The 12,230-nt window shown below is 52.6% G+C and carries 19 protein-coding genes and 1 tRNA gene; all 20 read left to right on the top strand.

Going from position 1 to position 12,230, the window contains the following annotated elements; all coding sequences use genetic code 11:
* Positions 1-233 precede the first annotated feature (233 nt).
* The 20 genes from MKS11_RS12835 (at position 234) to MKS11_RS12740 (ending at position 12,221) form a co-directional block, all read left to right on the top strand.
* The gene (locus MKS11_RS12835) at positions 234-689 is read left to right on the top strand and encodes a YbcN family protein (RefSeq protein WP_080899536.1); all 456 of its coding nucleotides are present in this window, start codon (positions 234-236) and stop codon (positions 687-689) included.
* A complete protein-coding gene (locus MKS11_RS12830; protein WP_023342724.1) occupies positions 689-859 on the top strand; it encodes a NinE family protein in 171 nt (56 codons plus the stop codon). The genes MKS11_RS12835 and MKS11_RS12830 overlap by 1 nt, the downstream gene beginning before the upstream one ends.
* The gene (locus MKS11_RS12825; protein WP_284109572.1) at positions 852-1,487 is read left to right on the top strand and encodes a recombination protein NinG; all 636 of its coding nucleotides are present in this window, start codon (positions 852-854) and stop codon (positions 1,485-1,487) included. The genes MKS11_RS12830 and MKS11_RS12825 overlap by 8 nt, the downstream gene beginning before the upstream one ends.
* Entirely contained in the window at positions 1,484-1,624 is a 141-nt protein-coding gene (locus tag MKS11_RS12820) for a YlcG family protein (RefSeq protein ID WP_284109571.1), read from the top strand. The genes MKS11_RS12825 and MKS11_RS12820 overlap by 4 nt, the downstream gene beginning before the upstream one ends.
* Positions 1,621-2,310, top strand: a complete 690-nt coding sequence (locus MKS11_RS12815; RefSeq protein WP_284109570.1) for a bacteriophage antitermination protein Q — start codon at positions 1,621-1,623, stop codon at positions 2,308-2,310. The genes MKS11_RS12820 and MKS11_RS12815 overlap by 4 nt, the downstream gene beginning before the upstream one ends.
* 201 nt (positions 2,311-2,511) lie before the next feature.
* Positions 2,512-2,587, top strand: a tRNA-Thr gene (locus MKS11_RS12810).
* Positions 2,588-2,997: 410 nt separating this feature from the next.
* On the top strand, positions 2,998-3,843 hold the full coding sequence (locus MKS11_RS12805; protein ID WP_170324128.1) for a TAXI family TRAP transporter solute-binding subunit: 846 nt from the start codon (positions 2,998-3,000) through the stop codon (positions 3,841-3,843).
* Between the two features lie 763 nt (positions 3,844-4,606).
* Positions 4,607-5,002: a phage holin family protein gene (locus MKS11_RS12800; protein WP_284109569.1), complete on the top strand. Its 396-nt coding sequence runs from the start codon at positions 4,607-4,609 to the stop codon at positions 5,000-5,002.
* Positions 4,989-5,270, top strand: a complete 282-nt coding sequence (locus tag MKS11_RS12795) for a phage holin family protein (RefSeq protein ID WP_004899663.1) — start codon at positions 4,989-4,991, stop codon at positions 5,268-5,270. Before MKS11_RS12800 ends, MKS11_RS12795 begins: the two co-directional genes overlap by 14 nt.
* The gene (locus MKS11_RS12790; RefSeq protein WP_284109568.1) at positions 5,270-5,899 is read left to right on the top strand and encodes a glycoside hydrolase family 19 protein; all 630 of its coding nucleotides are present in this window, start codon (positions 5,270-5,272) and stop codon (positions 5,897-5,899) included. The genes MKS11_RS12795 and MKS11_RS12790 overlap by 1 nt, the downstream gene beginning before the upstream one ends.
* Positions 5,900-5,901: 2 nt before the next feature.
* Positions 5,902-6,177 (top strand): hypothetical protein, encoded by a 276-nt coding sequence (locus MKS11_RS12785; protein ID WP_020804339.1) that lies wholly within the window; start codon positions 5,902-5,904, stop codon positions 6,175-6,177.
* Positions 6,128-6,316: a hypothetical protein gene (locus MKS11_RS12780; protein ID WP_065520060.1), complete on the top strand. Its 189-nt coding sequence runs from the start codon at positions 6,128-6,130 to the stop codon at positions 6,314-6,316. The genes MKS11_RS12785 and MKS11_RS12780 overlap by 50 nt, the downstream gene beginning before the upstream one ends.
* A 388-nt stretch (positions 6,317-6,704) precedes the next feature.
* Positions 6,705-6,950 (top strand): DUF2560 family protein, encoded by a 246-nt coding sequence (locus MKS11_RS12775; RefSeq protein WP_064172986.1) that lies wholly within the window; start codon positions 6,705-6,707, stop codon positions 6,948-6,950.
* A gap of 69 nt (positions 6,951-7,019) precedes the next feature.
* Positions 7,020-7,517 (top strand): hypothetical protein, encoded by a 498-nt coding sequence (locus tag MKS11_RS12770; protein WP_284109567.1) that lies wholly within the window; start codon positions 7,020-7,022, stop codon positions 7,515-7,517.
* A 119-nt stretch (positions 7,518-7,636) separates the two neighbouring features.
* Positions 7,637-7,933, top strand: coding sequence for an HNH endonuclease (locus tag MKS11_RS12765; RefSeq protein ID WP_409254989.1), 297 nt, complete (start codon positions 7,637-7,639; stop codon positions 7,931-7,933).
* A 12-nt stretch (positions 7,934-7,945) separates the two neighbouring features.
* On the top strand, positions 7,946-8,155 hold the full coding sequence (locus MKS11_RS12760; protein ID WP_131367885.1) for a serine acetyltransferase: 210 nt from the start codon (positions 7,946-7,948) through the stop codon (positions 8,153-8,155).
* Positions 8,156-8,278: 123 nt separating this feature from the next.
* The gene (locus MKS11_RS12755; protein ID WP_004143905.1) at positions 8,279-8,713 is read left to right on the top strand and encodes a hypothetical protein; all 435 of its coding nucleotides are present in this window, start codon (positions 8,279-8,281) and stop codon (positions 8,711-8,713) included.
* Positions 8,714-8,722: 9 nt separating this feature from the next.
* Entirely contained in the window at positions 8,723-10,255 is a 1,533-nt protein-coding gene (locus MKS11_RS12750; RefSeq protein WP_004143904.1) for a terminase large subunit, read from the top strand.
* A 2-nt stretch (positions 10,256-10,257) separates the two neighbouring features.
* Positions 10,258-11,535 (top strand): phage portal protein, encoded by a 1,278-nt coding sequence (locus MKS11_RS12745; RefSeq protein ID WP_004143903.1) that lies wholly within the window; start codon positions 10,258-10,260, stop codon positions 11,533-11,535.
* Between the two features lie 17 nt (positions 11,536-11,552).
* Positions 11,553-12,221: an HK97 family phage prohead protease gene (locus MKS11_RS12740; RefSeq protein ID WP_004184715.1), complete on the top strand. Its 669-nt coding sequence runs from the start codon at positions 11,553-11,555 to the stop codon at positions 12,219-12,221.
* Positions 12,222-12,230: the final 9 nt, after the last annotated feature.

Here is a 12,230-nt window from a genome sequence, read left to right as displayed (position 1 = left end):
GCCTCCAGTTGAAATCAAACCCCTCTCCGGAGGGGTTTTATCGTATATGCTCATTTTGCTTTTATCCCCGTGACGGGCGATAATTACCTTGTCAGCCTGAGCAACTGACGACTTACTTCCGGCGCCAAGTGGGGACACATGGCGCATAAAACCTTACAGCAATCCCTGTCACCGATGGCGAAAGCCACCGGCGATTTTCTGCATTCAGCGTTTAGCCTCTGCGGAGGTGAAGCGTGAACATCCCTCAATGCGGCATCAAACTGCACAGCGGCAACTTCAGCGCTATAGGCAAGATTCTTCAGGAGCAGCTCTCTTATGGGAAATGCCTGCGCCTGCAGGTCAAAGAGTGGCGCGAAAAGCGCAGCCTGAGCCAGAACGCACTTAGTCACATGTGGTACGCGGAAATCAGCGAATACCTGATTAACTCAGGACGTACCGACGCAACGCCCGAGTGGGTTAAGCGCAACCTCAAAAAGACCTATCTCGGCTGCGAAGAGGTGACCTACACCGACTTCATCACTGGTGAGAAAACCACAACTTGGGAACCCCGGCATACCTCCGATCTTGATACCGGCGAAATGCACATCTTCCTCACCAAAGTAGAGGCCTGGTGCGCTCAGTTTGGTCTGGCTCTCACTATTCCACACGGTTGCGAATATCAGCAACTGCAGCAAAAGCAGGAGGCCTGATGAGCAGCCTTCTCGCCAAAGTAATGGAGCGCGGCATCTTCCGCGTGCCGGCTCGCCGCAAGCGTAAGGTTGAAGTTAAGCCATCAGATATCCCGACGCTGAAAGACTACACCGCCCGCCTGGTCGATAAGAAGTGGCTTCGCCTGAGAGCAAGGAGGCCACATGCGTAAACCTGCACGTCGTAAATGCGCCCACTGCCGCGAATGGTTCCATCCTGCCCGGGAAGGGCAGGTGGTATGCAGTTTTGAATGCGCCAGCGAGATCGGCAAAAAACAGACAGCAAAAGCCCGGGAAGCAGCGAAGGCCAGGGCGGTGAAGCGCCAGAGCGAATCCGAGAAAGAGGGGCGCCAGCGCCGTAAAGCAAGATTGGCTGAGCTTAGACCTAACGGTTACTACAAAGCCCAGGCTCAGCAGGCATTCAACTCCTACATCCGCGCACGTGATGCTGGTTTGCCATGCATCAGTTGCGGAGAGACCAGCCCGCCTGATCTGCACGGCGGCCAGTGGGACTGCGGCCACTTCAAAACGGTCGGCGCTTACCCTGAGTTGCGTTTTGAAGAGCGCAACGCCCATAAGCAGTGCAAATCGTGCAATGCCGGGTCGGGGAAGTACACAGCCAAAGAGGCGACGGTTGCTCAGCAATACGAAGCTGGCCTGGTCGCTCGTTACGGTCAGGAGTATGTCGACTGGCTTAACGGACCCCACGAAATGACCAACTACCGCCGGGAAGACTTCATTCGCATCCGCGATGAGTACCGCGCCAAGCTCAAAGCTCTGAAACAACGGGAGGCCGCATGAGCCGTGACGTTATCGAACGCATCCGCGACCTCTGGCAAAAGCTCCGCCTCTTGCGTAGCCGCGGCACCGTGCTGGTTGACTACAAAATATTACGCAATTTCGTCCGTATCTATAAGCGCCTGGGAGAAGCAGCATGACAGCTCAATACTTGGAATTTGTTCGCCAGCAGCTGATAGTGGCCACCGCCGATCTGAGCGGTGCGACGAAAGGGCAACTAGTGGCCTTTGCAGAGAACGCGCAATTCACCGCTACGGCGCGTAGCCGGGGAAGGAAGAAGGTAGCCGACCCGGTAACCGGCCGCATGGTAAACCCATCCAGCCCGCCAATCCCCGGGCAGCAGTCCCGCGCAAAAGGTTCATCAATCGCTCTCGTTCTGCCCGTTGAGTATTCTACGGCAAGCTGGCGCCGGGCTCTGCTGTCGCTGGAAGAGCATCAGAAATCGTGGCTGCTGTGGAACTACAGCGACAATATCCGCTGGGAGCACCAGGAGACGATCACCCGGTGGGCATGGGGGCAATTCAACGAGAAGCTGGCTGGCGTGCGCATTGCAAAGAAAACAGTCGATCGCCTCCGTCAACTTATCTGGCTGGCGGCGCAGGACGTGAAAGCAGAGCTGGCGGGTAAGTATGGATATCAGCATCAGGACCTTGCAGCCCTGTGTGGCGTTAAGCCTGATAACTGGTGCCATAACTACGCTGATTACTGGCGGGCTATGTGCGCCATTTTTAAGCGGCTTGATAGCGACTCTCTTCTCTGTGCTGTGAGAACACGATCACAACAAAAAGCGACTTTTTCGCAGCAGGGTCTTGCAAAAGTCAATTAAATACGTCATATTTGAGTCTACTTTGATATGCTGCCTTAACTTTAAGTGGCGGCATGAAGATGATAGTCATATACCAGTTTGTAAAATTAGCCTCGGCAATCCGCCGGGGCTTTTTTATGCCTGCGATCCGGTCAGGGCTCTTGGGTAGAGACGTGCTGCACGATACGTTAAAGCCCTCTGCGCAGAGCCCTGAACCAGATTGCTGGTTTAGCTCAGAAGGTAGAGCGCCTGCCTTGTAAGCAGGATGTCGGCGGTTCGATTCCGTCAACCAGCGCCAGAATGGCAGCGGGGCCAGCGTCTGAAGCGAATCCCGATCACAATGCGTAACTTACATGTCCCAGCTGCGCGCAAAGTGACTTTAAAGCAGGGCCACAATTTGGATCTGCGCAAACTAATGTTGAGCGCTCCGTACCAGTAAGCGGAACAAAGCACGATTGTGGTGAAAGAACATATCGGTTAATCCCGGCCCATAAAGCAGCGATAAAAATTTGTCGATTGGCTTTAAGTGAGAGTTGGGCGCTCACCACCACACAACCATAGGCTCGCATTTGCGGGCCTTTTTTATATCTGCGCCCCGCCCGGCGCATAAACCTGCAGAGCTTTTCGGGGTGAGCCTTTGGAATGGTCGTGTGACTGTTCTGCAGGGCGGCCACTCCGGGCGAAGGCTCACCTCAAAAGGAAAGTCACATGAAAAAGTTAATCATGGCCGCAATCGTGGTCGCTTCGCTATGCCTGAGTAACGCCGCTTCGGCTGCTGGAGTTGTCATTACTACCGGCCAGCAAGGGCTTACCTACAATGCGGTGTACGGCGTGAACCTCGCCAGCGCCCTGAGTGAGTATGGCTATAGCTCCACAGTGATCCCCAGCAAAGGCTCGCTGGACAATCTCGACAAGGTGGCCAGCGGTACCGCGCAGATCGGTTTCACCCAAGCTGATGCTTTCCAGTTCTGGCGCAGTCGGCACAGCAACGAAGCGCAGAAGGTGGACATTATCGGCGAACTGGCTGATGAATGCGTTTTTGTCGCGGTGAAGAAGGGCGGCAAGATCAGCGACGAAGGGGATTTAAAGGCGGGTGTGAAAATCGCAGTTGGTGAGCCAACCAGCGGATCGTATGCATCCTGGCAATATCTGCAGGGACTGGAAAAGGATTATGCCAAAGTTGAGACCTACGCCAAAGGCGGTGTGCGCTCGCTGGCGAAAGTCACCACTGGCGAGTATGACGCCTTCCTCTGGGTCTCTGCGCCAGACAGGTCGAATAAGTTTCTGGAGGCGGTTAATCAGGAAGGTAGCGGCCTGACGATGATCGACATGAACGGCTGGCACGTAGACGATAAGTTGCCTAACGGGAAGCCGGTGTACGAACTGAAAAAGGCGGTGACTGAATCCGGTTGGCTGAGCGATTCGAAGGTGAAGGTTCCCTGCACTAAGACGCTGGTGGTCGCCAATACCGAGGCGGGCGATGACATGCTGGAAACGGCCTCGACTGTCCTGCTGAAAAACCTGAGCCGAGTGCTCGGTACCAATGGTAAATAATCATGCTGCGCAGGCTGTGTTTCTGGGTGTTGTTCACTATCGCGTTACTTGTTGCCTGGCGACTGGCGGGGCTGCTGCTAGATCTGGTGCTATTAGTCGTCATTGTTGTGGCGCTGATACTCAGATGAGATTCGAAGGGTGCGCGGTAGATCCCTCAACCCAATGACTGTTTGTTCTAGAGCTGTTTTGGCTCTCATATTCCACTCGAAAGGTTTTGCTGCATACCCTATAATCCGCCTCAGTAATCGTAGGGGAACGCAATGAAAAGCATTCGACTGTTTATAGGTGTTGTGATTATAGGTGCTCTGTCGGGGTGCGCTGCAGTCCAGTATAATGATGGTGAAAAGGTCAGTATTCAGTCCGATGCTTGGTACGGACTGGATAGTTTGCATAACACTGCTGTTAAGGCGTGCCAGCAATATGGCAAATCGAAAGCAGTTTATCTCCATAGCGCTAATATGAACCCGAACTTACCGAAAGGTAGTGGGGTGCAAAATACTATCTGGAAATGTGAGCCATAAGCATGTCTAATTTTAATATCGCATCTAAACCGAAAGATGAGCAAAACAAGGTTAACGTCGACCTATATCGAGATGGCAAAGCATAACACCAAAAAAAGATAGTAGACCAGCCCTGCTTATTGGTTTTTCAAATCACAATGTTCCGTCGCTGCATATTCCTAAATCAATTCAGGGCCTGCCATCGTGCAGGCTTTTTTATTCCCCTCGCTTATGAGAGGACTCACAGCAATAGAGGGGGCTTAATGTCCGATCCTTTAACTGGTACCGGCCTGATTTTTGGCGGCGGTTTAATTGGTTCCGTCGTATATGGCGTTATCACCCACACCGATTTTGGTGTGGTATTTGGGGCTTTTGGCGGCGCGGTGTTTTATGTGGCAACGACCGCAAACCTGACACGTGGAAGGCAAATAGCTTACTTCATGACATCGTTTATTGTCGGTGTTCTGGCTGCCGGATTATTAGGTTCAAAATTTACTACCTGGACAGGCTATACAGATCGTCCGCTTGATGCGCTCGGTGCGGTGGTGGCATCTGCTGTCACCATCAAGGTCCTGACTTTCATTAACAGCCAGGACTTGAGCAGCCTGTTCAGATTACTTTCCCGATTAAGGGGAGGAGGTTCGAATGGTAATAAATGACCCGGCAGCGCTGGCCAATGCGGTGATATGTGCCGTTATTGTCTGCGCTTTGATGTTTTATCAACGTCGCGGTGCCAGGCATCGTCCTGGTATCTCCATTCTTGCTTACTTACTAGTATTGATTTACGCGAGTATTCCTTTCCAGTTTATCTTCGGTCTTTACGTACAGTCCCACTGGCTGGTGGTAATGGCAAACGTGATGATATGCGCCGCCGTGCTGTGGGCTCGGGGTAACGTGGCGCGTCTGGTCGATACACTGAGGCACTAATGAATCAAACACAATTCCAGAAGGCGGCTGGCATCAGCGCCGGGTTAGCTGCGCGCTGGTTTCCGCATATTACAGCCGCGATGAAAGAGTTTGGCATAACAGCAGCTATCGATCAGGCGATGTTCATTGCCCAGGTAGGGCATGAAAGCACGGGATTTACCCAGCTTGTTGAGAGCTTCAATTATAGCGTGGCCGGGTTGAATAGTTTTGTCCGCGCCGGGCGGCTGACGCAGGGTCAGGCTAATTCGCTCGGCCGCCGTCAGGGTGAGCCCTCTTTGCCACTGGAGAGGCAAAGAGCGATCGCCAACCTGGTGTACAGCAAACGCATGGGTAATAACGGGGCAACAGACGGCTGGTTTTACCGAGGGCGTGGGCTCATCCAGATCACCGGCCTGAACAATTACCGCGACTGCGGGAATGCTCTGAAGATTGATCTGGTTAAACAGCCTGAATTGCTGGCCCATGATGAGTATGCGGCGCGCAGTGCTGCTTGGTTCTATGCCTCACGCGGCTGTTTGCGTTATCCCGGTGACCTTGCACGCGTCACGCAGATTATCAACGGCGGACAGAACGGCATAGATGACCGGCGCGCCCGCTTCCTGAAAGCAAAAGCGGTACTGGTGGTGTGATCATGGGAATCGAAGCAATCGCGGGGCTGGTGGTTGTCATCCTGGGTGCTATCGCTGGCGCGTTCGGCATCGGCCACGCTCGCGGGACCAGTAAGGCGGAAGCCAAAGCCGATCAGCAGCGTACCGAAGAGAACGCCGCCGCCACCGTCGCCGCGGCAGAACGTAAGGCGGAAGTTGTGAAAGGGGCCAGTGATGTACAGCAGAGTGTTAGTCATATGCCTGATGACGATGTTGATCGGGAGCTGCGCGAAAAGTTTACCCGCCCCGGTAGTCGTTGATACGGCCTGCAGCTGGGTGCGCATCATCTACCTGACTGACCACGATATCGACGTGTTGGATAAGCAGACCAAGCGCGACATTCTGGCGCACAACAAAGCAGTGCAGGCCAACTGCCAGAGCATTACCCCTACTCATTGAGTTAAATAAATGGCCTCATCCTTGAGGTCCACGAGTAAGTAAACGCAAGGTCTTTTATGTAATGGCTCTTTTAGCCTAGGAGCCAACTCAGAAACAACAAGCGTAAGCGGTAGATATTTATGATTTTTTTCTGCTGCTTATCCACAACCTACCGAAGAGGCTAAGAAATGATTGCAACCATAGGAACCATTATCGTTTGGACGCTCATTGTTGTGGGTGGAGTTATTGGGATTCTGTGCGCGTTTATCGGTCTTATGTTCCTCATTAACTTTCCCATTCGCTAACCCCACCAAGGGATAAACCAGCCTTCATCCCCACGTGAGGATATTACAGAAGCCACTGACTGAGTGGCTTAGATAATGTTCCCGACATCGCACAGAGGTAAAACATGGCAGAGATCACACCGGCAGAACAGATTCGACTGAATCTGCTTTCCACCCTGAACTACGACACCGCGGCCGCTGCTAAGGCGATTGAGTTCGTCCAGGATAGCCAGCTCAAATATCAGCTGTTCATCCAGCAGTACAGTCGCGTGACAACTGAATCCGAGGTGGTGGCGCGGACCATCAAAGCAGTTCAGGAGTCGACCGAAGCGCTGGCGCTGTTTGATACCGGCGCTGAGCAGGCGAGCTAAGCCATTACAGCAGGCATTCACTAAGTGCCTGTGATAATGCTAAATTCTCCTGATTGAGAAGGAGATACTATGTCCAGTACAGCGGCTACAATGGCTATTCAAATACCTTGGCGTGAACTACTAACCCCACTTGTAGGCCTTGTTGGCGCATTTGGTGGTGCTTTGCTAGCCAATCATTTTGCAGATGTAAGGTGGCAAAGGCAGATTGAATATGAATCAAAAAAGGATTCACTCGAAGTCATAAGAGATAAAGGAGAAGAGCTCTATACCCTCCTTTGTCGATGGGAAAAAATGTTGTTTTTGATCCAGATGGCACAAATTAGATATATCAAAAGTCAGAGGGAATGGTCTGGCTTTAATGAATATATTGAAAGTATATCTCTCGGGCCGGGTGTGTATGATCGGCTTGAGTCTTTGTTGCATATTTATTTTTATGAGTTAACACCACGTTTGGGAAAAATTCGAGGTGAGATGAAGAAATGCAATGATGTTTTCGAACGTTTTAACAGAGGTCTGCAGACCGATGTTGAGGGGAGTACAAAAAACATTAATCAGTCCTCAATATAATTAGAGGAACAGGTTCTCATCATGAAAGAGCACATAAGAAGTAAGCTGAAAATTTAACTGGATAGCAGCATTGTTTTTTTACCATTGAGTAGCTACCTTCGGGTAGCTTTTTTATTGGAATGAATATGGCTTCCAATTCACCTTGGCATCATCTCTATAACACCAAACGTTGGTACCGGCTGCGATATCACCAGCTCCAGAAGCAGCCACTCTGCGAGTTTCACCTCAGGCGAAATCAGGTGATATCCGCAACCGTAGTTGATCACATCAAACCTCACAAGGGTGATGAAGCCCTCTTCCATGACCCGGATAATCTTCAGTCGTTATGCAAGCGCTGCCACGACTCGGTTAAGCAACGCATGGAGAAGGGCGGAACGGTTACCGAGTTCGACAATGAAGGCAGGGTTATCTGGTAAAAGGAGCGCGCAATGCAAGACCTGAAGATTGAATACCGGGATGGCGAGCTGGTGGAACTGAGCATTGATGGTGTTAGTTTTCTTTCTGCGTCCGCCATCTCCTTTAGTCATACCGCAAACGAGGAGCCACCAACGATTATCCTGACAATGTCTGTCGGTGCAGGTGAGCGACTGGCGCCCGCCGTCCCTCCCCGTGAAAACCTGCGGATCATCGATAAATGATAAATTTTCTCATTATCAACCAGAGAGGGTGGGGGGGGAGGGGTAAAACTCTGGCGGCAATCGTAAAAAGACCGCGCCCCCAGTTTTCTTTTCAAAAACGTCCAGAAAAAAAGGAAAAAAGCGATGGCACAGCGAGGCAGAAAATCTCTTGCCGCGACGACGGCTGTGTCGCTTCCGGCTCTGGCTGAAAGCAGGCTGCAGCCCTCGTTACACCTTAGCGATCCAGAGATAAACGTTTGGATCAGACTGGTTAACGATAACCCGGCCAGCTCATTTACTGAAACACATCGCGACATGATGGAAATGTACTGTCGGCATGTGGTGCAGGCGAGACTGTTAACCACTCAGATCGAGGAGTTTGAGCTGGAGTGGCTGGCTCGGGATGATGGGCTGAAGCGCTACGATAAATTGCTCACGATGCGCGAGCGTGAAGTGCGTTCTGCGTCTTCACTGGCAACGCGACTGCGTATCACCCGGCAGGCGACTGCTGATCCTAAAACAGTAGGACGCGCCAACAAAAATCTGCCGCGGGAGAAAAAACCCTGGGAAATTGAATAAGGCTCTTCGATGGCTAAAAAAACTCTGACAAGAGCCGAGAGGAATATCCTCTGGTGCGAAAGAAATATTTATATTCCCGAAGGTAAGTTTGTCGGCCAGCCGCTGAAAATGGCTGAGTTCATGAAGGATGACTTCAGAGCCATTTTCGACAACAAGCATGGTACACGTCGCGCGATCATCAGTCGCGGGCGAAAAAACGCCAAAACGGTGGAAACCGCCATGCTGATGCTGCTCTACCTGGTAGGGCCCGAGGCTGCACCGAACTCGCAGCTGTATTCTGCGGCACGCTCACGCGACCAGGCGGCCATTCTGTTTAACCTGGCCTCGAAGATGTGCCGGATGAACCCGGTACTAATGCAGTACGTTGCGATCAAGGATTCAGCAAAAGAAATCCACTGCCCTGAGCTGGGTTCTTATTACCGCGCACTGAGTGCCGAAGCTACCACGGCCTACGGTTTCTCGCCGCGATTTGTCGCACACGACGAACTGGGCCAGGTTCGTGGGCCGCGAGACCCGCTTTATGAAGCGCTGGAAACCGCCACCGCTGCACAGGATAACCCTATTTCGATAATCATCAGCACCCAGGCGCCCGATGCGAGCGACCTGCTTAGCCTGCTGATTGATGATGGACTGACCGGAGCCGATCCCCGGACGGTGGTCCGGCTTCAGACCGCGCCGGAAGATATCGATCCTTTCTCTGTTGAGGCCATCAGGCTGGCAAACCCGGCCTTCGATGTGTTCATGAACCAGAAAGAAGTGCTGGATATGGCCGCCAGTGCGAAACGCCTGCCGTCTCGCCAGGCAGAGTTTGAGAACCTTGTGTTAAACCGCAGGGTTGAAGCGAAAAGCCCCTTCGTTAGCCAGAGTGTCTGGCATATGAACAAGGAGGAACCCGGCGAACTGGCGGGGGCTACCGTCTGGGGCGGTCTCGATCTTTCCAGCGTGTCAGACCTGACCGCACTGGTGCTGAACACCACGCAGGGCGATGTGCACTGTAAGTTCTGGCTACCAGAGGAAGGGCTGGCAGATAAGGCGCGTAACGATCGTGTGCCTTATGACATATGGGCGAAGCAAGGCTGGCTAAACACGACACCAGGTAAGGCTATCGAGTATGGATTTATCGCCAGGGAGCTGCGGCGCGTTTTTGATCTCTGTAACGTCAGGGCGCTGGCGTTTGACCGCTATAACATGCGATTCCTTCGCCCGCATCTCATCGATGCTGGTTTCACAGATGTGGAGCTCGAACGATTCGTAGAGTTCGGTCAGGGGTTTGTTTCCATGTCGCCTGCGCTCAGGGAGCTGGAAGCCAAACTGCTCGGTGCGCAGTTGAAGCACGGCAATCATCCGATCCTCGAAATGTGCGCCAAAAACGCCACGGTAATCACTGACCCTGCCGGTAACCGAAAGTTTGTAAAAGGTAAGTCGAGCGGACGTATCGACGGCATGGTCGCGCTGGCGATGTCTATTGGCGCGCAGACCAGTGACGAGGTAGAGGAGCAGGGTGACGTTAATGATTTCATTTACAACTTTTTGAGCGTGTAAAAATGGCAGATACCGATTACAGCATTGACCTGCGGACGCGATCGCCATTCTGGGCGCGCATGGCCTCTATCCTGACCGGCGGTCGCCTGGTGACACCCGATAAGGGCTCGCAAATGGCGGGTACGTCAGCGCACGGTGTGGTTGGTGATTCTGTTGTGACTGATGAGCGTAATATGCAAATCAGTACGGTATGGGCCTGCATCAGGTTAATCTCCACCGTAACAGCATCTTTACCACTCGATGTTTATCAGACCAAAAATGATCAGCGCACGAAAGTGGACAACAGTCACCCCCTTGCGAAACTGCTGAGATTCCGTCCCAACAACTTCATGACCGCTCTTGAGTTTCGCGAAGCAATGACTATGCAGTTATGTGCCTACGGCAACGCCTATGCACATGTTGAGCGAAACGGTGTTGGTGACGTGATTAGCATGGTTCCACTGATGAGCGCCAATATGGAAGTTCGGCTCAGCGATAACGGTAAAAATATTATCTACCGCTACCGACGGGACACTGAATACGCCGACTTTTCACAGAAAGAAATTTTTCATCTCAAAGGATTTGGCTTCAATGGTCTGACTGGTCTTTCGCCGCTGGCATTCAGTGCGAAGTCTGCTGGTGTGGCCATAGCGATGGAAGATAACCAGCGTGAATTTTTCGCCAACGGTGCGAAGTCTCCGCAGATCCTGATGACTGACGGCAAGGTGCTGACGAAAGAGCAGCGCGGGCAACTGGAGGAAAACTTTAAGGAGATTGCTGGTGGCCCGGTCAAAAAGCGGCTTTGGATCCTTGAGAGCGGCTTCACCACGCAACCTATCGGCGTTTCGCCTCAGGATTCAGAAATTCTGGCTGCGCGTAAATTTCAGGTCGCCGAACTGGCGCGATTTTACGGCGTGCCTCCACATCTGGTCGGCGACGTGGACAAAACCACCTCCTGGGGATCGGGGATTGAACAGCAAAACCTGGGCTTTCTCCAGTATACCCTCAAACCCTACCTTGATCGGTGGGAGTACAGCATTGAGCGCTGGCTGGTCAAAGAGTCAGAACAGGGCGTCATTCACGCCGAGCATAACCTCGACGGGCTGTTGCGCGGTGATTCAACAAGCCGAGCATCATTTATGCAAATCATGGTAAACACCGGTATTCGGACCGTTAACGAGGTTCGAAGGCTGGATAACCTGCCGCCGCTGCCCGGAGGTGATGTGGCGACACGGCAGTCGCAGAACGTGCCCATTACCGATCTCGGAACAAACAAAGAGCCCCGCAATGCCGGGGCTTAATTTTTATGGGGGCTATGATGCCTGACATTCAGAAGACGCTGGCTTTCGACCAGACAGAAATCAAGTTCATCGGCGACGGCAGTAAGGGAACATTTGAAGGGTATGCCTCGGTTTTTAATAACACCGACGCCGATGGCGACATTATTTTGCCTGGTGCGTTCGCTGGTGTGATTGCTAATCAGAGCCGCAAGGTGGCCATGTTCTTTAACCACCAGACACGCGCTATCCCGGTCGGTAAATGGGATGCCATGCATGAAGATGACAAGGGGCTATTTGTCCGTGGTCAACTTACTCCAGGGCTTAGCCTGGCCGAAGACCTGAAAGCTGCCATGCAGCATGGCACGGTTGAAGGGATGTCAGTGGGGTTTTCCGTTGGGCCTGATGATTACACCGTTGGCACGTCAGGGCTCATCTTCAAAAACATCTCTTACCTGCGGGAAATTAGCGTCTGTACTTTCCCGGCCAACGAGCTCGCTGGCGTAACAGCCATGAAGAGCATCGACAGCATCAAATCTATTCGCGATGCGGAGGCCTGGCTGAGGGATTCAGTCGGGCTTTCGCGTTCAGAAGCACAGGCATTTATCGCCCGTGTTAAGTCTGCAGGCCGAAGCGAGTTCGGTAGCGACGACATTGACGCGCTGGCACAGCGCATTAACTCATTTGCCGCTAACCTGCGGACACCTTAACGGAGTGAC

Origin of the sequence: Klebsiella sp. K5-45, from assembly GCF_030128605.1 — a bacterium.
Lineage (GTDB): Bacteria > Pseudomonadota > Gammaproteobacteria > Enterobacterales > Enterobacteriaceae > Klebsiella > Klebsiella quasipneumoniae.
The sequence above is the reverse complement of the archived record's forward strand: the minus strand, read 5'-3'. Positions and strand labels throughout refer to the sequence as shown.